The 22198-nt window shown below is 63.2% G+C and carries 17 protein-coding genes; 14 read left to right on the top strand and 3 right to left on the bottom strand.

Features of this window, described 5'->3' with window-relative positions:
* Nucleotides 1–49 precede the first annotated feature (49 nt).
* On the top strand, nucleotides 50–232 hold the full coding sequence (locus AC15MQ_RS13615) for a hypothetical protein (RefSeq protein WP_287652645.1): 183 nt from the start codon (nucleotides 50–52) through the stop codon (nucleotides 230–232).
* 121 nt (nucleotides 233–353) lie between these two features.
* Here the strand turns inward: AC15MQ_RS13615 and AC15MQ_RS13610 are convergent, their stop codons facing one another.
* Genes AC15MQ_RS13610 through AC15MQ_RS13600 form a run of 3 tightly spaced genes read right to left on the bottom strand, consistent with a single transcriptional unit; the run spans nucleotide 354 to nucleotide 4380 of the window.
* Nucleotides 354–1202, bottom strand: coding sequence for a DUF3313 domain-containing protein (locus tag AC15MQ_RS13610; RefSeq protein WP_287670091.1), 849 nt, complete (start codon nucleotides 1200–1202; stop codon nucleotides 354–356).
* Nucleotides 1203–1261: 59 nt separating this feature from the next.
* Nucleotides 1262–4219: a sensor histidine kinase gene (locus tag AC15MQ_RS13605; RefSeq protein WP_483080395.1), complete on the bottom strand. Its 2958-nt coding sequence runs from the start codon at nucleotides 4217–4219 to the stop codon at nucleotides 1262–1264.
* A gap of 14 nt (nucleotides 4220–4233) precedes the next feature.
* A complete protein-coding gene (locus AC15MQ_RS13600; protein ID WP_287652642.1) occupies nucleotides 4234–4380 on the bottom strand; it encodes a hypothetical protein in 147 nt (48 codons plus the stop codon).
* Between the two features lie 97 nt (nucleotides 4381–4477).
* Between AC15MQ_RS13600 and AC15MQ_RS13595 the strand changes: the two genes are divergently transcribed.
* From AC15MQ_RS13595 to AC15MQ_RS13535, 13 genes are all read left to right on the top strand, one after another.
* Nucleotides 4478–5089: a response regulator transcription factor gene (locus AC15MQ_RS13595; RefSeq protein ID WP_287652641.1), complete on the top strand. Its 612-nt coding sequence runs from the start codon at nucleotides 4478–4480 to the stop codon at nucleotides 5087–5089.
* A gap of 204 nt (nucleotides 5090–5293) precedes the next feature.
* Complete coding sequence (locus tag AC15MQ_RS13590; RefSeq protein ID WP_287652640.1) at nucleotides 5294–5662, top strand: response regulator; 369 nt, start codon at nucleotides 5294–5296, stop codon at nucleotides 5660–5662.
* 9 nt (nucleotides 5663–5671) lie between these two features.
* Nucleotides 5672–7030: a methyl-accepting chemotaxis protein gene (locus tag AC15MQ_RS13585; protein ID WP_483080394.1), complete on the top strand. Its 1359-nt coding sequence runs from the start codon at nucleotides 5672–5674 to the stop codon at nucleotides 7028–7030.
* 32 nt (nucleotides 7031–7062) lie between these two features.
* The gene (locus tag AC15MQ_RS13580) at nucleotides 7063–7368 is read left to right on the top strand and encodes an STAS domain-containing protein (protein WP_483080393.1); all 306 of its coding nucleotides are present in this window, start codon (nucleotides 7063–7065) and stop codon (nucleotides 7366–7368) included.
* Nucleotides 7369–7392: 24 nt separating this feature from the next.
* Nucleotides 7393–9618, top strand: a complete 2226-nt coding sequence (locus tag AC15MQ_RS13575) for a chemotaxis protein CheA (protein WP_483080392.1) — start codon at nucleotides 7393–7395, stop codon at nucleotides 9616–9618.
* Between the two features lie 126 nt (nucleotides 9619–9744).
* Nucleotides 9745–12750, top strand: coding sequence for a methyl-accepting chemotaxis protein (locus tag AC15MQ_RS13570; RefSeq protein WP_483080391.1), 3006 nt, complete (start codon nucleotides 9745–9747; stop codon nucleotides 12748–12750).
* Between the two features lie 12 nt (nucleotides 12751–12762).
* On the top strand, nucleotides 12763–13344 hold the full coding sequence (locus AC15MQ_RS13565) for a chemotaxis protein CheW (protein WP_483080390.1): 582 nt from the start codon (nucleotides 12763–12765) through the stop codon (nucleotides 13342–13344).
* 44 nt (nucleotides 13345–13388) lie between these two features.
* Nucleotides 13389–15032: a methyl-accepting chemotaxis protein gene (locus AC15MQ_RS13560; RefSeq protein WP_483080389.1), complete on the top strand. Its 1644-nt coding sequence runs from the start codon at nucleotides 13389–13391 to the stop codon at nucleotides 15030–15032.
* A 126-nt stretch (nucleotides 15033–15158) separates the two neighbouring features.
* On the top strand, nucleotides 15159–16775 hold the full coding sequence (locus AC15MQ_RS13555; RefSeq protein ID WP_483080388.1) for a methyl-accepting chemotaxis protein: 1617 nt from the start codon (nucleotides 15159–15161) through the stop codon (nucleotides 16773–16775).
* 76 nt (nucleotides 16776–16851) lie between these two features.
* The gene (locus AC15MQ_RS13550; protein ID WP_483080387.1) at nucleotides 16852–18366 is read left to right on the top strand and encodes a methyl-accepting chemotaxis protein; all 1515 of its coding nucleotides are present in this window, start codon (nucleotides 16852–16854) and stop codon (nucleotides 18364–18366) included.
* On the top strand, nucleotides 18363–19940 hold the full coding sequence (locus AC15MQ_RS13545; RefSeq protein ID WP_483080386.1) for a methyl-accepting chemotaxis protein: 1578 nt from the start codon (nucleotides 18363–18365) through the stop codon (nucleotides 19938–19940). Before AC15MQ_RS13550 ends, AC15MQ_RS13545 begins: the two co-directional genes overlap by 4 nt.
* On the top strand, nucleotides 19925–21568 hold the full coding sequence (locus AC15MQ_RS13540; RefSeq protein ID WP_483080385.1) for a methyl-accepting chemotaxis protein: 1644 nt from the start codon (nucleotides 19925–19927) through the stop codon (nucleotides 21566–21568). The genes AC15MQ_RS13545 and AC15MQ_RS13540 overlap by 16 nt, the downstream gene beginning before the upstream one ends.
* Nucleotides 21569–21581: 13 nt before the next feature.
* Nucleotides 21582–22163 (top strand): chemotaxis protein CheW, encoded by a 582-nt coding sequence (locus AC15MQ_RS13535; RefSeq protein ID WP_350496350.1) that lies wholly within the window; start codon nucleotides 21582–21584, stop codon nucleotides 22161–22163.
* The last annotated feature ends 35 nt before the right edge of the window (nucleotides 22164–22198 follow it).

Here is a 22198-nt window from a genome sequence, read left to right as displayed (position 1 = left end):
CCCGCCCGGGCAATGGCATAATAGGAACGGACTTGCACAGGGGAAACCGATGAACACCGGATCACTGGCCACTACCGACTGGAGCGCTGTGGCCCTGTTCGTCGTCGTCGCGGGAGCGATGCTGTGGGGACTCGTCTTCTTTCTGCGACAGAACCGAAGCGACCTCGACAGCCTGCAGGAAACGCTTCGATCAGAGCGCGATGAAGACGATGCGGAGGAGAAACCCCGATGAGGCCGGCGTCCCGCCATCGCCGCCGTCCGCAAGGACGGCGCTTGGCCGACAACGCGACCGGGCAAGGATGGCCACGCATTCGGCCCTTGCGCGGCGTCCCGGCCCGCACGGCGAGCAGTGTCTACTGAGGTGGCTGGTTCCCGCGCAACACCGTGAAACGGTTGGCGATCTGCATCGACCACTTGTCGAACGCGTCCCGAGCATACGACCAGCTCTGGAATGAGCTCATGTAGCCCTTGATCCAGGTATCCGTGGCGCCCGCTGCACCGGCATCGACATCGGCGGCATACTTCCGCCCGATCTGAGTATCGGCGCATTCAGCAAGTACCACATTGCTGGAGCCATCGAGAAACTGGAGTTCGATGCCGGTCTCGCCGAGATACGGCGTCGAACCGGCCGGCCGACCCGATGCCGGCCCCGAAGCCGCCTCCGCCACAAAACCGTAGGGCACCGCCGTGCCGACCAGACTCCGGCTGACCTGCGTCGGAACCAGGTTGCTGAGTTCGATGCGCAACACCAGGACCCCGGGTCCGGGCTGACCGACCACCTGCATCTGCGGCTTCAGGGCCTTGACCAGCGAGCTATGGAAGTAATCGACGAGCGTCTTGAGATCGGTCGGATCCACCGACGCCTGCTGATCAGACTTGAGGGTCACCATGATCCGATTGATCAGCACCTTGTCATAGCGCCGCATGTCGAGCTCAGGGTTCCGCCAGCACAACGCGCCGTCGCCACCGGGGGCACGCGTCAGCCGGCTGTAGTCGCTGAGAAAACCGGTATGAGTGATCCGTGTCGGATCGCTGACGGTAACGTTGGTCCCCGCTCCCATCATGTCGGCACATCCGACCAGCAACAACGCCCCGGCCATGCCGCAGATGCCGATGAGGTGACGGGCAAGTGCCCCTGGCGTACCGACACGCATGGCAGTTGTGCCGTCAAATCCATCGTCGCGTTTCCTTGTCGCAGTCATTCTCGCCCCTTTCTGGTTGGAAAGGCGCATTGTACGCCGTTGCTAAATTTGCGCCGCATTCAGTGTTCGCCCGCACCAGAAGCGGCCGCCGGGTCAACGTGCCACATGCTGCGTGGCAGCAGGATCACCATTTCGCTGCCTTGCTCCGGCACGCTGAACACCTGCAGATGCCCCTCATAAAGATGGGTCAGGCCGTGCACCACCGCGAGCCCCATCCCCGAACCAGCTCCCACTTCTCTGGTCGTGAAGAACGGCTCGAAAATGCGGTCGCGGATCGCCTCCGGGATACCACGCCCCTGGTCGCTGACCGAGAGACGCAGGAACTCACCGGAAAACTCCCCATGGCAGGAGGCACATACGGCTGCCGTCTGCTGGCAGACGAGCCGCGCCGAAATCACCACTGCGCCCGGACCTTCCATCGCGTCGCGGGCGTTCAGGCAGAGATTGACCAGCAGGCGATGCAGGTGGGAACGATCGACATCGAGCAACGGCAGGTCATCGTCAATGTCGGTACGCAGGGTCACCGAATTGGGCAGGGATGGGGCGAGCAGAGCCAGCACTTCGCCCGCCACCGCGGCCACTGACACCACGGCCAGCTTGAGCGCGCCACCGCGCGAGAAGACCAGCAATTGCTGCACCAGGGCTCGGGCTCGCTCGCCGGCGGCTTCGATCTCCTCGAAATACGACACCAGGCGCTCGGCACCACCAGTAGCCCGCAGCACGGTCTTGCCCAGCCCCGAAAAGCCGAGAATCGCCACCAGGATGTTGTTGAAGTCATGCGCGACGCCACCGGCCATCACCCCCAGCACATCCATGCGCGCAACCCGCCCCAGACGGGTCTTCAGCTCGTCCTGGAGGCGCTCGGCCTCGACCCGCGCCGAGACATCCTCCTGGATGGAAACAAAATGTGTCATTTGTCCCGCCCGATCATACACGGGCGAAATCGAAACCGCCTCGTGGATCAGGCTACCGTCACGCCGGCGGTTGGCCAACTCGCCACGCCAGGCTTTGCCGGCGAGAATCGTCGACCACATCGCCTGATAAGTCGAGATCGGGGTCAATCCCGACCCAAGGAGCCGTGGGTTGGCGCCCAACAGTTCCGCGCTGCTGTAACCATAGGCCTCGCAGGCTGCCGGATTGACGTATTCGATGATGCCATCAATGTCGGTGATCAACACCGCCGCAGCTGATTGCTCCACCGCCCGCGAGAGCTGGCGCAACTCGGCTTCGTTGCGGCGCGCAGCGCCGACATCGACGCAGGCAATCACCACCCCTCCAGATTCCCGACCACATTCAGTCGCCAACTCGCCACCGGCGGCCGCGCGGCCGCGCGGGCAAGCGGCGATAGGCACGGCGCTCACCGACAACCAGTGTCCCCCTGTCGGCATCTCCACGAGCAAATCCTGATCGAACACCGCGACACCACTCGCCAGAGCGCGTACCCAGGCATACTGTTCCCTGGGCATGACGCTGCCGTCGGAGCGCCGGACGGTCCAGACTGGCGAATCCGAACTGTCGGGGAACGGCTGCTCGCGGCTCACACCCAGCAATCGCTCGGCGGTGGCATTGCAGTCAACGATGCGGCCCGTCTGGTCCAGCACCGATATGCCGATCGGAACCACGTCGAAAATCGCTTTCAGGTAAGCTTCGCTGGCCAGTGCCGCAGCCTCGGCTTGCCAGCGCTCGGTCACGTCCTGATTGATGCCCACAACGCGTACCGTCGACCCGTCCGCTGGAAGAAGTGGCCGCGCCAGCGCGCTGATCATGCGGATCTGCCCGTCGCCGCGACGAATGCGAAAATCGCCACGGAACTGCTTGCGCTCGCGAATCGCCGCTTGCAACGCCGCTTCCACCGCCGGCAGATCCTCCGGGAGGACCGCTCCCCTCCACTCGTCGTAGGTCGTCACCGGTGGCAGGGTGTCGACGCCGTACAGCGCGTACATCGACGCATCCCAATGCACACGCCTACCGGCGGGTTCGTACTCCCAGATGCCCAACCCTGCCGTATCGGCCGCCAGGCGAAGACGCTCGGTGGCCGCCCGCAGCTCGGCGGTGCGCGCAGCGCGCAGGGCATCGAGGCGTCGCCGGCGTTGCTGTACCGCCTGCAGGGCAACCACCGACGACAGCAGCGTGGCCAGAAACAAACCACCATGCCAGGCCTCTTCGCGACGCCACTGGGCATGCACCAGCGCCCGCTCTCTGGCAACGGCCAGCAGGAGATCGGCATCGGCAGCGCTGCTGTCGGCGTGCAACGCATGTACCGCGACCACCAGGTCTTCGCCACGCGCAGGAGTCGCGCGATTCAACAACGAAACCCGCTGCCCACTTTCACGATGCAGGGCGAACAGGGATGCCGCTGCGGTGACGTCCCATGCCTGGGCATTGTGGGGTGCCGCCACATACGGCCTGCCGTCAGCGTGGGCCAGCAACAGCCGGACGTCCGGCGCGTAGCGCCCGGACTCCATCAGAGACCCGATGAAATCGCCATCCAGAACTGCCGCGACAACTCCGGCGAAGCCCCCACGACTATCGACGATCGCTCTCGAAACACCCAGGCGATACGGCGCGTGCCCGTTGTCGGCCTCGGCATCAAGTTCCAGCCATCGGGCACCGGGTTGCTCGCGTGCGCCAATGAAGAATTTTCGTGCGCCAAAATCCTGACCAATCAGATCCGCCCGGCTGGCGGCGACCACCCGCCCTTCTGCGTCGAGGACCAGCAAGGTGTGAATACCATCGAGCACACTGGCCAACGCCTGCAAGCGGGACACACGCTCAGCACCGCCGCGCCAGTAGCCGACATCGCCGGCCACGGCCGCCAAAGCGTGCTCGGCGGCGCCCAGCCGGTGACCGATGGCGTCGCCCAGGGTCATCGCAATGGCCTGCAGGCGATCGCTTTCCTCCTGCGCCAGGCGCTGGTAGGGCAGCCACAGAGACCACCAGACCATGGCGCCCCCCAGGAGCAGCAGCGCGGCACTCAGCAGCAGCCACTCGAAGCCGAAGCGACGCGCTGGCGACAACGACGACGCCGGCATCAGGCGAGCGCCGGCTGGGCGACGTGCCCTTGCCGGCTGGTGCTGCCGAGCGCCCCGGAAGGGTGGCAGGTACTGAATGGCTCCATCGACTGCTCCATGGTTTCGAGCACGCCGGCGTACGCTGGATGACGTTCCGGCCGTGGCATCGCGATTTTCCCGTCATTCTCCGTATTTTTACCGATCACCGGTAGAATATGCTGTTGCGGATTGTCGGCACTGGCCGAACCGGCTTGAAGGAAGCGTATGGCCTTACCCACGAACCAGAGCGTTTGCATCGTCGATGACGACGTACAGGTTCGCCGTTTCCTGGTTGAGGTGCTGGCCAGCATCGGCCTCGCTGCCGAGGAGTATCCCTCCGGAGAGGACTTCATGCGCCGCTGGCGAGCCGGGAATACCGGCTGCGTGCTGCTCGACATCCGCATGCCACGCGTTACCGGGCCCGAGGTGCACGACTGGTTGCGGCAGCGAAATCCCGAGGTACCGGTGATCTTTCTCTCCGGCTATGCCGACGTGCCAACGGCCGTACGCGCCATGCGGCTCGGCGCTTTCGACTTTCTGGAAAAGCCTTTCAATGTGCAACAGCTCCTTGAACGGGTCAACGCCGCCTTGCAGCTTGCCGACGAAAGACGTAACGCCACTACCGGACTCGCCTCCGAAGACGACTGGCGACAGGCGCTGACTCCGCGCGAACTGGAAATCCTCGGTGCCATCGTCGATGGCAAACGCAACAAGGTCATTGCCGCTGACCTAGGCATCAGCGAGCGCACAGTCGAAACCCACCGCGCCCACATCATGGCCAAGGCCGGCGCCGGCAGCGTCATCGAACTGGTGGGGATGGTCATCGGCAGGAAATAGGCCACCCAGCGCGCCTCAAGCCACACCCAGCCCCTGTTCCGCGAACCCCGCGGCCGTCCGTCCTCAGTATTTCCACGTAGAGACACGTGGATTACCGGATAGCGCCATGCCATCCGGGCCGCTACTCTCTCTCCTGTCAGATTGTCATCTGTGCAATTAGCGTGCCGGCCGGCGCGATGCATGCCGAACAGGAGAAGTCTCAACATGGCAAAAACAATTTTTCTGGTCGATGATTCGGCGACCATTCTACTCAGTGTTTCGAGCATTCTCGGCAAGGCGGGATTCGCCGTCGAAAAGGCTTCCAATGCCGACGAGGCGCTCAGGAAGTTCAAGGCCGGGGTCAAGGTCGATCTGCTGATCACCGACCTCAACATGCCCGGAATGAACGGCATCGAACTCATCAAACAGGTGCGCACGCTCGCTGCCTACCGCTTCCTGCCGATTCTCTTTCTGACCACCGAATCGCAGCAGAGCCGCAAGCTGGAAGCGAAAGCCGCCGGCGCCTCGGGCTGGATCGTCAAGCCTGCCACTGCCGACGACCTGCTCAACACCATCAAGCTGGTTATTCGCTAGGACGACCTCATGGCCACCGCACTCCGCCAGCCGTACCAGCAGTATCGCCAGCGCACGCTGATCACCGGCATCGCCGCGGCAGTCGTCCTGGTCATCGTGATCTTCCTGGTACATGATTTCTTCGACGAATTCCTGGAGTCCCGTTTCGGACTCGGCGACCGCAGTGCCGACACCCTGATCACGCTGTTCGGTCTGCTGCTCTTCGTCGCCATTCAACATACCGTCTCGCGCGTCCTCTACCATGATGTGCATATGGGCATCGAAACCGGTCTCAAGGACGTACGCCAGCGTTGTCCGTCGAACAAGGTCTGCCAGCGCGTGGCGATGCCCGAACTGCGGGAAATTCCGCGCTTCAACAAGGTCCTCGTCGGGCAATTGCGCAGCGTCGTCGAGCAGACCGAAAAAGCCGCCTACGACGTCACTTCGCGCCTGCAAACCATCGACGAGGTGGTCACCGACCTCAATCATTTCGTCGCCGGCGCGGCCGCCGAGTCGGAAACGATGGCCCTCGATTCCGAAGCCAAGATCGGCGGCAATCGCCAGTTGATCAGCAAGCTCGAAGCCTTCATCGCCCAGCGCATTACCGAAACACAGCAGGACCAGGCGCGTAGCGCCGAGGCGGTGCGCGAAGCCAAGTCCTTGCAGACCCTGGTCGACCTGATCAAGCACATCGCCGGACAGACCAATCTGCTGGCGCTCAACGCGGCGATCGAGGCCGCGCGCGCCGGCGAGGCGGGGCGCGGTTTCGCAGTGGTCGCCGACGAAGTCCGCAAGCTGTCGCACGAAACCGAAAACGCGGTCAAGAAAATCAACGACGGCATCATTGCCGTCGCCAATATCATCGAGACGCAGTTCAGGGACAAGCTGGCGCACTCGCACATCAACGAGGAGCGCGACAGCCTCGAATGCTTTGCGCAGCAACTCGCCTCGCTCGGCGCCAGCTACGAGAGCCTCACCGCACGCGAGCGCACCATTCTCGAAACGATTACCGCCAGCAGCGGCAAACTCGGCACCATGTTCATGGATACGCTGGCCAGCGTGCAATTCCAGGACGTCACACGCCAGCAGATCGAACACGTCATCAGCGGCATTGAGCGGGTCGACAGCCACGCCAGTTCTCTGGCCGGAGTGCTCGAGCGCGCCGAGGACGTCCGCCGCGAGGATGCCGTCGAACCGCTGGCCGCGCAGATCGAGCAGGTTTACTCGACCTATGTGATGGCGCAGCAGCGTGACGCCCATACGCAGGCGATGGCAGGTTCAAACGCCGCGCCGCGCGGACCAGCTGCCACCAAGGCCAAGGGGCGAGCGGCAGCCCACACCGCGCCACCGGCAGCCCCCAAAAAGCCGTCGAACGTCGAACTCTTCTGACCTGCCGCCTCAACCCACCCACAGGTGTCACGATGAACGCTACTACCGCCAACCGCCTCGCCATTCGTGAGGACATGACTATTTATCAGGCACAGGCGCAGAAGGAACAGTTGCTGGCCGCCCTGGCGGCCACCGAGGACCTCGAACTCGACCTCTCGGGAGTCGGCGAAATGGACACCGCCGGCCTGCAACTGCTGCTGCTGCTCAAACGCGAAGTCCTGCAGCAGGGCAAGCAACTGAAGATCATCAGCCATAGCCCGAGCGTCCAGCGCCTCTTCGACTTCTGCAATCTGGTCGGCGTCTTCGGCGACCCGATGCTGATCTCCGCGAAACCCTGAACCCAACGCCAGCGAGGAAGTCCGATGGACGAACTGACCAGCACCTTCGTCAATGAAAGCCGCGACCAGTTGATCGCGATGGAAGACGGCCTGCTGCGACTCGAACAGAACCCCGACGACGCCGACAACCTCGGTGCCATCTTCCGCGCCGCGCATACCATCAAGGGCGGCTCCGGGGTCGTCGAGTGCCACTTCATCGAAGCCTTCACGCACAAGGTCGAGAACGTTCTCGACAAGCTGCGCAACGGCGAGATCCCGGTCAGCGGTGAGTTGTCGACGGTGATGCTCGAATGTTGCGATCACCTCGGCGCCTTGCTCGATGTGCTCGCCGCCGGCTCGCCGCACCCCGACCCAGAGGTGCAGGCGCGTGGCGATGCGCTGTTGGCGACGCTGACCGAGCAGTTCCTCGGCGGCAGCGCCAGGGAAGACGCGCTCCCGGTCGAGCACAGCAGCGAACTGGAGGCGTCCGGTGGCGGCGTCGTCAATACCGACGCCTGGCATATTTCGGTCCGCTTTGGCCCCGGCGTGCTGCGGAAGGGCATGGACCCCCTGTCCTTCCTCAATTTCCTCGCCTCACTCGGAGAGATCACGGCGATCAACACGCTCGCCGACGCCATGCCGGCGGCGGCGGAGATGGACCCCGAATCCTGCTACCTCGGTTTCGAGATCCACTTCCAGACGCGGGCCTCCAAAGCCCAGATCGAGCAGGTCTTCGAGTTCGTCCGTGACGAGTGCACGCTGTACATCCTGCCGCCGCACTCGAAGATCAATGAATACATCACACTGATCAACGAGTCACCCGAAGGCCCGATGCGCCTGGGCGAGATCCTGGTCCGCTCGGGAGCCCTGACGCAGGCCGAGCTCGAAGAGGGTCTCGCCGTACAGAGCCGTAGCGCCGGCGTGGAAGTCGAGGGCACCAGCCCGGCGCAGACACCGATCGGCGAGATCCTGGTCGAGCAGAAGGTGGTGCACAAGGAACTTGTCGAGGCCGCGGCCAGCCGCCAGAGCGTGCTCAGCGACAAGAAGGCGCTCGATGCGCGCATGATCCGTGTGCAGGCCGACAAACTCGACCAGTTGATCGATCTGGTCGGCGAGATGGTGATCGCCGGTGCCGGCGCCAACCTGCTCGCGCAGCGCAGCGGCCAGTCGGACCTGATGGAATCGACCTCGGTACTGCTGCGCCTGGTCGAGGACATCCGTGATTCGGCGCTGCAACTGCGCATGGTGCAGATCGGCGAGACCTTCAACCGCTTCAACCGGGTGGTGCGCGACAACGCGCGCGAGATGGGCAAGGCCATCGACCTGGTGATCACCGGCGCCGAGACCGAACTCGACAAGTCGGTCGTCGAGAAGCTCGGCGATCCGCTGATGCACCTGGTGCGCAACGCCATCGACCACGGCATCGAGTCGGCCGAAGTGCGCGCCGCCCGCGGCAAACCCGAAAACGGGACGCTGCAGCTCAACGCCTACCACGACTCGGGCAGCATCGTCATCGAGGTCATCGACGATGGCGGCGGGCTGCCCCGGGACAAGATTCGTCAGAAGGCGATCGACAAGGGGCTGATCGACGCCGCGGCCACGCTTTCCGACCACGAAATCATCAACCTGATCTTCGAGGCCGGCTTCTCGACTGCCGACCAGGTGACCAACATCTCCGGTCGCGGCGTCGGCATGGATGTCGTCAAACGCAACATCCAGAGCCTGCGCGGCAGCGTCGAGGTGCTCACCGCCGAGGGCGAAGGCTCGACCTTCACCATCCGCCTGCCGCTGACGCTGGCGATCATCGATGGCTTCCTGACCGGTGTCGGCAAGGCGTCCTACGTCGTGCCGCTGGATTCGGTCGTCGAATGCATCGAACTCGCCAACGTTCCGGAACAGCGCAACTACCTCAACCTGCGCGGCGAGGTTCTGCCTTTCGTCCGGCTACGCGAGTTGTTCGGCATCGGCGGCGAAATCCCCAGCCGTCAGAACGTGGTCATCGTCCAGTACGCCGGCGAGAAGGCCGGCCTGGTCGTCGATGCCCTGCTCGGCGAATTCCAGACGGTGATCAAGCCGCTCGGCGTCCTCTTCAAACACCTGCGCGGCATCGGCGGGTCCACCATCCTCGGCACCGGCGAAGTGGCCCTGATCCTCGACGTGCCGGCGCTCGTCGAGCGCGCCATCAGCGTCGAGGGCGAGCGGCTGGCGCCCGGCGCAGCGGCAACAAACGCCCGCACCGGAGGCGCGCATGAAAGCGTATCGATTCACTGAGCGCCACCGTGAGCAGGATGCGCAGCGCCATGCACCGCCGTGACTCCGACCAGACAGCTCCGCGCCTTGCCAGCCTTTTAGCAGCTCTTTACCAGATCTTCGCCCCTTACCTCAAGAGGTCACCCCATGCTTTCCAATCTCAAGATCGGCATCCGCCTCGGCATTGGCTTCGCCATTGCTCTGTTGCTGCTGCTCGTGGTCACGATCATCGGCATCGCCCGCGTCGGTGAACTGCAGACCGACATCAACGACCTGGTCAAGGACAAGAACGTCAAGACCAAGCTGGCGAACGACATCATCGACAACGTCAATTCGGTCGGCCGCTTTCACCGCAACATGCTGATCGTCAGGAACGAGGAAGCGACGAACCGGGAAATGGCCCGGATCGTTGAAACGCGCGAGGGGGTCACCAAGGGCTTCGAGGCCCTCGACAAGTTCAGCTACAGCGACAAGGGCAAGGCTGCCCTCGACGCCTGCAAGAACGCACGCAAGACCTTCGTCGCCGCCTCGGGCAAGCTTGAGGAGCAGATCAAGGCCAAACAATGGGACGAGGCGCTGAAACACTTCGACGGCGCCTACCGTCCGGCCTTCACCGACTACACCAAAGTTGTCAGTGCGTTCATCGACTTCCAGACGGATCTGGCCGAAAAGGCCGGCGCCGATGCCGAGGCACTGGCCACTTCGACGCGCACGCTGCTGATCGGCCTGGCCGTCGCCGCAGTGCTGATCCTCGTGGTGCTCGCCTTCCTGATCACCCGCTCGATCACCGGTCCGACCAGCAAGCTGGTTGCCGCCACCAACAAGATGGCCACCGGCGACTTCAACTTTCAGCTCGACATCGACAGCAAGGATGAAGTCGGCCAACTGGCGAAGGGGGTCGAAGCGGTCCAGGCAGCGGTGCAGCGCATGATCAACGACGCCGACCTGCTGGCCCGGGCCGCCGTCGATGGCAAGCTGGCGACGCGCGCCGATGCCACGAAGCATCAAGGGGACTTCCAGAAGGTGGTCACCGGGGTCAACAACACCCTCGACGCGGTCATCAACCCGCTCAACGTCACTGCCCGCTACGTGGACGACATCGCCAAGGGCGTCATCCCGCCGGTCATCACCGACAGCTACAACGGTGACTTCAACATCATCAAGAACAACCTCAACAACATGGTCAGGATGATGAGCGATCTGCTCACCCAGACCGACATCATCATCCGGGGCGCCGCCAACGGCGAACTCGACAAGCGCGCCAACGCCGATCTCTTCGTCGGTGGCTGGAACCAGCTCGTCAGGGGAGTCAATGAAGCGATTACCAACATCGTCGATCCGATGAACGTCACCGCCGACTACGTCGACAAGGTCGCCAAGGGAATCATCCCGCCGGTGATCACCACCGAGTACAAGGGCCAGTACAACATCATCAAGAACAACCTCAACAACATGGTCAGGATGATGAGCGACCTGCTCACCCAGACCGACATCATCATCCGGGGCGCCGCCGACGGACAACTCGACAAGCGCGCCAACGCCGACCTCTTCGTCGGTGGCTGGAACCAGCTCGTCAAGGGCGTCAATGAAGCGATCACCAACATCGTCGATCCGATGAACGTCACCGCCGACTACGTCGACAAGGTCGCCAAGGGAATCATCCCGCCGGTGATCACCACCGAGTACAAGGGCCAGTACAACATCATCAAGAACAACCTCAACAACATGGTCAGGATGATGAGCGACCTGCTCGCCCAGACCGACATCATCATCAGGGCGGCGGCCGAGGGACAACTCGGCAAGCGCGCCAACGCCGATCTCTTCGTCGGTGGCTGGAACCAGCTCGTCAAGGGGGTCAATGAAGCGATCACCAACATCGTCAACCCGCTCAACGTCACCGCCAATTACGTCGACCGCATCTCCAAGGGCGACATCCCGCCGAAGATCACCGACAGCTACAGCGGCGATTACAACATCATCAAGAACAACCTCAACGCTTGCGTCGACGCGGTCAATGCGCTCGTCACCGACGCCGCGATGCTGTCGACGGCAGCCGTCGCCGGCAAGCTCGAAACGCGCGCCGACGCCAGTCGCCACCAGGGCGATTTCCGCAAGGTCGTCGCCGGCGTCAATGACACCCTCGACAACGTCGTCGACCCGATCAACGAAGTGCGACGGATCATGGGAGCGATGGCCGGCGGCGACCTCACGCAGACCATCACCACTTCCTACCAGGGCGATTTCGACGAGTTGAAGAACGCCATCAACCAGACCGTGGCCAAGCTCGTCGAAACCATCGGGGAAGTACGCACCGCCGCCGACAATCTCTCGAATGCCTCGGGCCAGATTTCGGCCACCGCCCAGTCGCTGTCGCAGTCGTCCAGCGAACAGGCCGCTTCGGTCGAGGAAACGACTTCGAGCATGGAGCAGATGAGCGCCTCGATCATGCAGAACACCGAAAACGCCAAGGTCACCGACGGCATGGCTTCGGCGGCAGCCCGGCAGGCCGTCGAAGGTGGCGAGGCGGTCGCCAAGACCGTCGAGGCGATGAAGAGCATCGCCGACAAGATCGGCATCATCGACGACATCGCCTACCAGACCAATCTGCTGGCCTTGAACGCAGCGATCGAAGCCGCGCGCGCCGGTGAGCACGGCAAGGGCTTCGCCGTCGTCGCCGCCGAAGTCCGCAAGCTCGCCGAACGTTCGCAGGTCGCCGCCCAGGAAATCGGCAACGTCGCCAAGGATTCGGTCAAACTCGCCGAGCGCGCCGGCTCTCTGCTCACCGAAATGGTACCGTCGATCAAGAAGACCTCCGACCTCGTCCAGGAAATCACTTCCGCCTCGCAGGAACAGAGCTCCGGCGTCGGCCAGATCAACGGCGCGATGGGCCAACTCAACCAGGCAACGCAGCAGAACGCCTCGGCGTCCGAAGAACTCGCCGCCACCGCCGAAGAAATGGGCAGTCAGGCGGAGCAACTGCAACAGTTGATGACCTTCTTCGAACTCGCCGACAGCGGTCACGCCAAGGCGCAGGTCAGGAAGGTCGGCGGCCCGGCGGCCCGGCGACCGGCGGCCACGGCCACGCCACGCGCCAAGGGATCGGCACGCGTGCCGGCAACGGCGTCTGCCGACCACGATTTCGAGCGCTTCTGAACGGGGACGGTGATGACACAGATCGCTCAAGCCCGGCCCGCCGGCGGCGCCGTCAATGCGGTGGCCAGGAAAGCGGCGGCCGCCCTGCAGGCGCAACAGGCGGCCGCCGAAGGCCCGCAGCAATACCTCACCTTCCTGCTCGGAAGCGAGATGTTCGCGGTCGGCATCCTCAACGTCAAGGAGATCATCGAATACGGCAATCTCACCGCGATTCCGATGATGCCACCCTTCATCCGTGGGGTCATCAACCTGCGCGGTTGCGTGGTGCCGGTGATCGACCTTGCGGCCCGCTTCGGACATGCCCAGAGCCAGGTCGGCAAGCGCAGCTGCATCGTCATCGTCGAAGTCGGCGAGAACGATTTCAGACACGACATTGGCATCATGGTCGATGCGGTATCGGAAGTGATCGAGATTCCACGCAGCGAAATCGAACCGGCGCCGTCCTTCGGTGCCCGCATCCGCGCCGACTTCATCGACGGCATGGGCAAGGTTGCCGGCAAGTTCGTCATCCTGCTGAACATCGCCCGCGTCCTGTCGACCGACGAAATCGTGCTCCTTGCAGGAATCGCTGCAGAATCCGGAGCCCCTCCATGAACGCCGTTCATCGATTCTGAAACCGACTACTGGAGAGTGCAATCGTGTTCAAGAACCTGGGTATAGGCACCCGCCTCGGCGTCGGTTTCGCCATCGTTCTCGTGCTGATGGTGGTTCAGGCGGTGATCTCCTACAGCCGCATGGCGACACTCCAAACCGAGATAGACGACATGGTGCGCGACAAGTTTCCGAAGACCGTCTGGGCCAACGAAATCGTCGACAACGTGAACGTCATCGCGCGCGCCTTGCGTAATGTGCTGTTGTTGAAGAACCCGGATGCTGCCAGCAAGGAACTCGACAGGGTCATCGAGGCGCGCAGGAACATCAACGAACTGCTGGCCAGGCTCGACAAGAGCATCACCTCCGAAAGAGGCCGCAAGCTGATTTCGGACTCGCTTGCCAAACGCCAGGAATATGTCGCGCGGACCGACACGTTTATCGAGATGGCGAAAGCCGACAAGGCTGACGAAGCGACACACTTCCTGCTCAGTGACGTGCGCAAGACGCAAACCGCCTACATGTCCTCCATCGAGACGCTGATCGACTTTCAGGCCGAACTGATGAACAAGGCTGGAGAGCAAGCGGACAAGACCGCCGAGCAGGCCGCGACGCTGATCCTCACCCTGGCCATCGCCGCGCTCGTCCTTGGCGCCGCCTTCGCGCTCTGGATCACCCGCTCGATCACGCAACCGGTCAATGCGGCCGTAGCCGCCGCCAATGCGCTCGCCGAAGGCGACCTGACGGTGAGGATCGACGTCCAGGGCAAGGACGAAGTCGGGCAGTTGATGGCGGCGATGCAGGCGATGGTCGGCAAGCTCGGCGAGATCATCGGCGAGGTCCGCTCCACTGCCGACAACCTCTCGAACGCCTCCGGCCAGGTCTCGGCCACCGCCCAGTCGCTGTCACAGTCGTCCAGTGAGCAGGCGGCTTCGGTCGAGGAAACGACTTCGAGCATGGAACAGATGAGCGCCTCGATCCTGCAGAACACCGAGAACGCCAAGGTCACCGACGGCATGGCCTCGACCGCCGCCCGGCAGGCCGTCGAAGGCGGCGACGCGGTCGCCAAGACCGTCGAAGCGATGAAGAGCATCGCCGACAAGATCGGCATCATCGACGACATCGCCTACCAGACCAACCTGCTGGCACTCAACGCGGCGATCGAAGCCGCGCGCGCCGGCGAGCACGGCAAGGGCTTCGCCGTCGTCGCCGCCGAAGTCCGCAAGCTTGCCGAACGTTCGCAGGTCGCCGCGCAGGAGATCAGCAGCGTCGCCAGGGATTCGGTCAGGCTCGCCGAGCGCGCCGGTGCCCTGCTCGGCGAAATGGTGCCGTCGATCAAGAAGACTTCCGACCTCGTCCAGGAAATTGCTTCGTCCTCGCAGGAACAGTCCTCGGGCGTCGGCCAGATCAACGGCGCGATGGGCCAACTCAACCAGGCGACGCAGCAGAACGCCTCGGCATCCGAGGAACTCGCCGCGACCGCCGAGGAAATGGGCGGGCAGGCGCAGCAACTGCAGGATCTGATGACTTTCTTCCACCTCGCCGATGCTGATCATGGCAGCGCGCCAGTCAGAGCGAAGGGCGGCAGCGCCGCCACTCGCCGGGAAGCGCCTGCCGCTGTACCGCGCACGCCGGCGCCGCGGCAGAGCGCCGGCAGGGCGACTGTCAGCAACGACTTCGAACGTTTCTGAGCCGGAGCATGTAATGCCCCCCGTTTCCTCAACGCAAGGGTGCACCGGGCTCAGGGGCAATCTGGCCGCTCACGTCCGCCGCGCTCTTGCGTTGACCCTTCTGCCACTCGCCGCGTCGTGCCGATCATGAAGCTGGCTCAGATCTCGATCCGCACCCGTCTGATCCTTTTCGCGCTGCTCGCCCAGGTGATGCTGGCCGCTAGTTCAGGATATTCATTGATCATTCAGCGCGCGGAGATGATCGCCATTCATCGCGACCAGATGCAGGGAATCGTCGATATCGGACAGACGCTGATCATGCACTACGGCGATCTGGCCAGCAGCGGCGAACTGACCAACACCTCCGCGCAGATCGACGCGCGCGAAGCGATCAAGCGGCTGCGCTTCGATGGTGACAACAGCTTGATGATCTACGACACACAATACCGGCTGGTGGAGGATCCGAAGCAGGCACAGGCGACCGGCCAGGATCTCGCCAGCCTCAAGGACAGCCACGGCAAGGCGTTCGTGAAGGAGATAGTCGATCACGCCAAGGCTGGCGAGAAAGTGTTCACCAACTATTTCTCGCTGCAGCCCGGCTACGATGCGCCGACCGAGAAGCTCGCCACCGGTCAGTTGTATGCGCCATGGGGCTGGGTCGTCTCCGGCGGCATCTATATCGACGACATCGACAGCGAAATGTGGCGGCAAACGAGACGGATGGCCATCGGGCTGATCATCGCCATGTTCATCCTGCAATTGATCGCCTGGCGCGTCACACGCTCGATCACGCAGCCGATCGACGAGGCCCTCGCCGCCGCCAACGCGCTCGCCGAAGGAGATCTCGGCGCCCAGGTCGACACTTCCAGCCACGACGAAGTAGGCCAGCTCATGGCAGCGACACAGCGGATGATCGCCACACTCTCGCAGATCATCGGCCAGGTCCGGGCGACGGCCGACAGACTCAGCGATTCCTCGGCGCAAGTCTCGGCAACCGCGCATTCGCTCTCGGAATCGTCTTCCGGACAAGCGATCTCGGTCGAGGAAACCACCACCAGCATGGCCCAGATGAGCGCCGCGATCGTCAGCAACACCGACAACGCCAGGGTCACCCAGGCCATGGCAGCGACCGCCGCCAGCCAGGCGGTCGAAGGCGGCACAGCGGTCTGCAGGACCGTCGAGGCGATGAAGATCATCGCCGAAAAAATCGGCATCATCGACGACATCGCCTACCAGACCAACCTGCTGGCACTCAACGCGGCGATCGAAGCCGCGCGTGCCGGCGAGCACGGCAAGGGTTTTGCCGTCGTCGCTGCCGAAGTCCGCAAGCTCGCCGAACGTTCGCAGGTCGCCGCGCAGGAGATCAGCAGTGTCGCCAGGGATTCGGTCAAGCTCGCCGAGCGCGCCGGTTCTCTGCTCAACGAAATGGTGCCGTCGATCCGCAAGACCGCCGACCTCGTCCAGGAAATCGCTGCGTCCTCGCAGGAACAGTCCTCCGGCGTCGGCCAGATCAACAGTGCGATGGGCCAGCTCAACCAGGCGACACAGCAGAATGCTTCAGCATCCGAGGAACTCGCCGCAACTGCCGAGGAAATGGGCGGGCTGGCGCAGCAACTGCAGGAACTGATGGGCTTCTTCCGTATTGCCGACAGCGACCACGTGGAAGAAGTAATCGGCCAGTTGGACGGTGCCGATCGCCGATCAGCCACTGCCGAGCCGGGCATCAGGAAAGCACAGCGCAACATTCAATTCGAGCGTCTCTGAGTGGAAGCCAAAGATGCCTCTGATCGCGCGAACCCAAGACCGAACTGGTTCTCACCCTTGGCTGACAGGTAAACCCATGCCATCACTTTCGATTCGGAAGACTTTGGTCGTTGCCGGCACGCTCCTGCTGATCCTCTTCAGTGTCGCCATGGGCATCGCATTGAATAGTATCAGCGGTGCCCACCAGGCCTTCTCGCACTATGTGAATCAGGAGCAGGCCCTGCTGACCGCCTACAGCGAAATGTCAGCTCAAGGACTCCAGATGGGCCAGGCGATCCGCAACATCATCCTGGATCCCGCCAATCGCAAGGCCTATGACAACCTCGAACAGGCCAACAAGGATTTCCACGCGGCACTGGAGAGCGCAATTCAACTGTCCAAGGGCTCCACAGCGACCACTGATCTGCTCAAGATCGAAACCTTGGTCAGAGCCCGCGACCAACGACTCAAGGCCATTGTCGAACTGGCTGCAACCGATTCGAAGAGCGCCAGAACGCTCCTGAACAAGGAGGAAACGCCAATCTGGCGCGACCTCAAGCAACAGATACTCGATCAGAAAAAGCGGGTTGGCGAGGGTACGCAAGCGGCTGCCGAACAGGCACTGGCAGCGATGAGTCGTCTGCGCAACATTGCCCTTTTCCTGGCCATTGGCGCTGCCCTGATCGGCGCCACCCTATTTGCCCTGGCCCTGCGCCGCCTCACCCACAGGCTGGGTGGTGACCCCGAAGAAGCAACCGCAATCGCGCAACGTGCCGCGCGCGGAGACTTCACGATAGTTATCCGTACCCGGCACAAGAGCAGCTTGATGGCTGCCATGCAGACCATGATTGACAAACTCGGGGAGATCATCAGCGAAGTGCGCACCGCCGCCGACAGGATCTCGAATGTTGCGGAACAGGTTTCGGCCACCGCCCAGTCGCTGTCGCAGTCATCGAACAACCAGACATCCACGGTCGAGGAAACGACTTCGAGCATGGAGCAAATGGGTGCCTCGATCATGCAGAACACGGCGAACGCCAAGGTCACCGACGGCATGGCTTCGGCGGCAGCCCGGCAGGCCGTCGAAGGTGGCGAGGCGGTCGGCAAGACCGTCGCAGCGATGCAGAGCATCGCCGACAAGATCGGCATCATCGACGACATCGCTTACCAGACCAACCTGCTGGCCTTGAACGCGGCGATCGAAGCTGCGCGCGCCGGCGAGCACGGCAAGGGCTTCGCCGTCGTCGCCGCCGAAGTCCGCAAGCTTGCCGAGCGTTCGCAGGTCGCCGCGCAGGAGATCAGCAGCGTCGCCAGGGATTCGGTCAAGCTCGCCGAGCGCGCCGGTTCCCTGCTCGGCGAAATGGTACCGTCGATCCGCAAGACTTCCGACCTCGTTCAGGAAATCGCCGCGGCCTCGCGGGAACAGTCCTCCGGCGTCGGCCAGATCAACAGGGCGATGGGCCAGCTCAACCAGGCGACGCAGCAGAACGCTTCGGTATCCGAGGAACTTGCCGCGACCGCCGAGGAAATGGGCGGGCAGGCGCAGCAACTGCAGGAGCTGATGGGTTTCTTCCGACTTGCCGACAGCGCTCTCCCGGCGGGTTCGCGATGACGCCATTTGCCATGCCGATCTGGCTACGGCTGACGGTAGCGATCTGGCTGATGCTCGCATTGGCGCTCGGCGGCATGATCGCCTGGGAAACTCGCGTCAATCGCGAGACCATCCTTGCGCAGGCCGGGGACTTCGCCAACAGCATCCACGAAATGACGATGGCCGGTCTGACCGGCATGATGATTACCGGCACGGTGGGACAGCGCGAAGTCTTCCTCGACCAGATCAAGGAACTTTCGGTCATCAAGGATCTGGTGGTCATTCGCAGCCCGGCCGTGATCAGCCAGTTTGGCGATGGTGGCCGCCCTCCTCCTGCACTCGATGAACTGGAGAAGGAGGTGCTGGCCAACCAGCGGGAGATCCTGCGTATTGAGCAGGACGCCCGGCAAGCGCCCTATCTGCGAGCGGTGAAACCGGTCCTGGCCTCGAAGAGCTATCTCGGCAAGGACTGCACGGGCTGCCATCTGGTCGAAGTCGGGACTCCCCTCGGGCTGGTCAGCATGCAGATCTCGCTGGACAAGGTCGATGCCGCGGTCAGCGCCTTCATGTGGAAGAGCGTCGCCATGGCGATCCTGCTCTCATTGCCGCTGATTGCCTGCTTTGCTTTCTTCATTCGTCGCTTCGTGCTCCGGGTTCTGGGGGGCGAGCCGAGCTACGTCGCGAGCGTGGTCAAGGAACTCGCCGGCGGCAATCTGGCGGTCACCGTCGCCACCCCGGCCGGGGACACCACCAGCATGCTGCTGGCCATCAGAAGCCTGATCGGCAAGTTCAGGGAGATCATCGGCGAAGTGCGTACCGCCGCCGACAATCTCTCGAACGCCTCCGGCCAGGTTTCCTCGACCGCACAATCCCTGTCGCAGTCTTCAAGTGAGCAGGCGGCCTCGGTAGAGGAAACCACCGCGAGCATGCAGCAGATGAGCGCCTCGATCGCGCGGAATACCGACAACGCCAGGGTCACCGGCGACATCGCGGCAAGCGCGGCACGGCAGGCCGTCGAAGGCGGCGAGGCGGTCGGCAAGACCGTCGAGGCCATGCAGAGCATCGCCGACAGGATAGCCATCATCGATGACATCGCCTACCAGACCAACCTGCTGGCACTGAACGCGGCCATCGAAGCCGCGCGTGCCGGCGAGCATGGCAAGGGCTTCGCCGTCGTCGCCGCCGAAGTCCGCAAACTTGCCGAGCGCTCGCAGGTCGCCGCCCAGGGAATCGGCAAGCTTGCCAACGATTCGGTCGGACTCGCCGAACGCGCGGGGACCTTGCTGGGTGAAATGCTCCCGCCGATCAGGAAGACCTCCGAGCTGGTCCACGAAATTGCCTCGGTCTCGCAGGAACAGACAGAGGGAGTCGGCCAGATCAACGCCGCGATGGGTCAACTGAACCAGGCGACACAGCAGAACGCCTCGGCATCCGAAGAACTCGCCGCGACCTCGGCGGAAATGGACAGCCAGGCGCGGCAACTGCAGGAACTCATGAGCTTCTTCCGTCTGGCCGACGAAAACCATTTTGCTCTGACTCAAGACACTCATCAACGCAGCATCACTGGAGGTAATACATCGTGTTCAAGAACCTGAAAATCGGCATGCGCCTCGGCCTCGGTTTCGGCATCGTTCTCCTGCTGTTGGCCATACTGTCGGTATTCGCCTACGGCCGCGTACAGATGCTCAACCAAGAGATGGACGACATGGTCAAGGACAAGTTTCCGAAGACGATCTGGGCCAATGACATCATCGAAAACGTGAACGTCGTCGCGCGCGCGGCACGCAACGTCCTGTTGATGAAGAACCCGGACGAGGTGAAAAAGGAATTCGAGCGCATCAACGAGGCGCGGAAGGTTGTCAGCGAACGCTTCGCACAACTCGAAAAGACGGTCACCTCGGAAGCCGGCAAGAAACTGATCGCCGACGCGATCAACCTGCGCAAGGAATTCATCGCCGACCTCGACAAGTTCGTCGACATCGCCAGGAGCGGCAAGACCGAAGAGGCCACCACGCACCTGCTGAGCGAAGTGCGCAAGTCGCAACTCGATTACATGACGTCGATCAACAAGCTGACCGACTTCCAGACCGAGCTGATGAAGCAGGCCGGTGAGCAGGCGGACAAGGCTGCCGACCAGGCCGCGACGTTGATCCTCACGCTGGCGCTGACGGCTTTCGTCATCGGCATCGGCTTCGCGATCTGGGTCACCCGCTCGATCACCCAACCGATCAATGAAGCCGTCGCCGCCGCCAACGCGCTCGCCGAAGGCGACCTGACGGTCAGGATCGACGTCCAGGGTAAGGACGAAGTCGGGCAGTTGATGGCGGCGATGCAGGCGATGGTCAGCAAGCTCGGCGAGATCATCGGCGAGGTCCGTTCCGCTGCCGACAACCTCTCGAACGCCTCCGGCCAGGTCTCGGCCACCGCCCAGTCGCTGTCGCAGTCGTCCAGTGAGCAGGCGGCTTCGGTCGAGGAAACGACTTCGAGCATGGAACAGATGAGCGCTTCGATCCTGCAGAACACCGAGAACGCCAAGGTCACCGACGGCATGGCGTCGACCGCCGCCCGGCAGGCCGTCGAAGGCGGCGACGCGGTCGGCAAGACCGTCGAAGCGATGAAGAGCATCGCCGACAAGATCGGCATCATCGACGACATCGCCTACCAGACCAATCTGCTGGCACTCAACGCGGCGATCGAAGCCGCGCGCGCCGGCGAGCACGGCAAAGGCTTTGCCGTCGTCGCCGCCGAAGTCCGCAAGCTCGCCGAACGTTCGCAGGTCGCCGCGCAGGAGATCAGCAGCGTCGCCAGGGATTCGGTCAAGCTCGCCGAGCGCGCTGGTTCCCTGCTCGGAGAAATGGTACCGTCGATCCGCAAGACTTCCGACCTCGTCCAGGAAATTGCTTCGTCCTCGCAGGAACAGTCCTCGGGCGTCGGCCAGATCAACGGCGCAATGGGCCAACTCAACCAGGCGACACAGCAGAACGCTTCGGCATCCGAGGAACTCGCCGCGACCTCCGAAGAAATGGGCGGGCAGGCACAACAGTTGCAGGAACTGATGACCTTCTTCCGCCTTGCCGACGGCGGTCATGCCGTGGCTGCGCAACGCAAGGCCGTCACTGCCAAGCGCCCGCCAGCAGGCACCAGCACCTCATCGCCACGCACCAAGCGACCGGTGCGCAGCACCGCCGTAGCGGCGTCCGAAAACGACTTCGAACGTTTCTGAACAGGAGTCTTCGATGACCCAGATCGCCCAAACCCGACCCGCAGGAGGCACCGCCAACGCGGTCGCCAGGTCGACGAAAGCCGCCGTCCAGGTAACCCAGGCGGCTGAAGCCCCCCAGCAATACCTCACGTTCCTGCTCGGCGGCGAAATGTTTGCCGTCGGCATTCTCAACGTCAAGGAAATCATCGAGTACGGCAACCTCACCGAGATCCCGATGATGCCGCCCTTCATCCGCGGCGTCATCAATCTGCGCGGCAGCGTCGTCCCGGTGGTCGACCTCTCGGCACGCTTCGGCCACGCCCAGAGCGAAGTCGGCAAACGCAGTTGCATCGTCATCGTCGAAGTCAGCGAGAGCGACTTCCGGCACGACATCGGAATCATGGTCGATGCGGTATCGGAGGTACTGGAGATCCCCGCCAGCGAGATTGAGCCGCCACCATCGTTCGGCGCCAGGATCCGCGCCGACTTCATCCAGGGCATGGGCAAGGTCGCCGGCAAGTTCGTGATCCTGCTGAACATCGCGCGGGTCCTGTCGGTCGAGGAAATCGCCATGCTCGCCAAGGTCAGTAGCGGCGATGGTTCCCCGAGCGTCTGATGCGTCCTGGTCGGCAGCAATGACAGCCAGGTGGG

It is taken from the genome of Candidatus Accumulibacter propinquus (assembly GCF_056856495.1).
This window is presented reverse-complemented; position numbering and strand designations above follow the sequence as displayed.

Bases quoted from the DNA above. Each gene is read 5' to 3' on its own strand.
- AC15MQ_RS13615 (WP_287652645.1), top strand. From the start codon at position 50: ATGAACACCGGATCACTGGCCACTACCGACTGGAGCGCTGTGGCCCTG.
- AC15MQ_RS13610 (WP_287670091.1), bottom strand. From the start codon at position 1,202: ATGACTGCGACAAGGAAACGCGACGATGGATTTGACGGCACAACTGCC.
- AC15MQ_RS13600 (WP_287652642.1), bottom strand. From the start codon at position 4,380: ATGCCACGGCCGGAACGTCATCCAGCGTACGCCGGCGTGCTCGAAACC.
- AC15MQ_RS13595 (WP_287652641.1), top strand. From the start codon at position 4,478: ATGGCCTTACCCACGAACCAGAGCGTTTGCATCGTCGATGACGACGTA.
- AC15MQ_RS13590 (WP_287652640.1), top strand. From the start codon at position 5,294: ATGGCAAAAACAATTTTTCTGGTCGATGATTCGGCGACCATTCTACTC.
- AC15MQ_RS13585 (WP_483080394.1), top strand. From the start codon at position 5,672: ATGGCCACCGCACTCCGCCAGCCGTACCAGCAGTATCGCCAGCGCACG.
- AC15MQ_RS13580 (WP_483080393.1), top strand. From the start codon at position 7,063: ATGAACGCTACTACCGCCAACCGCCTCGCCATTCGTGAGGACATGACT.
- AC15MQ_RS13575 (WP_483080392.1), top strand. From the start codon at position 7,393: ATGGACGAACTGACCAGCACCTTCGTCAATGAAAGCCGCGACCAGTTG.
- AC15MQ_RS13570 (WP_483080391.1), top strand. From the start codon at position 9,745: ATGCTTTCCAATCTCAAGATCGGCATCCGCCTCGGCATTGGCTTCGCC.
- AC15MQ_RS13565 (WP_483080390.1), top strand. From the start codon at position 12,763: ATGACACAGATCGCTCAAGCCCGGCCCGCCGGCGGCGCCGTCAATGCG.
- AC15MQ_RS13555 (WP_483080388.1), top strand. From the start codon at position 15,159: ATGAAGCTGGCTCAGATCTCGATCCGCACCCGTCTGATCCTTTTCGCG.
- AC15MQ_RS13550 (WP_483080387.1), top strand. From the start codon at position 16,852: ATGCCATCACTTTCGATTCGGAAGACTTTGGTCGTTGCCGGCACGCTC.
- AC15MQ_RS13545 (WP_483080386.1), top strand. From the start codon at position 18,363: ATGACGCCATTTGCCATGCCGATCTGGCTACGGCTGACGGTAGCGATC.
- AC15MQ_RS13535 (WP_350496350.1), top strand. From the start codon at position 21,582: ATGACCCAGATCGCCCAAACCCGACCCGCAGGAGGCACCGCCAACGCG.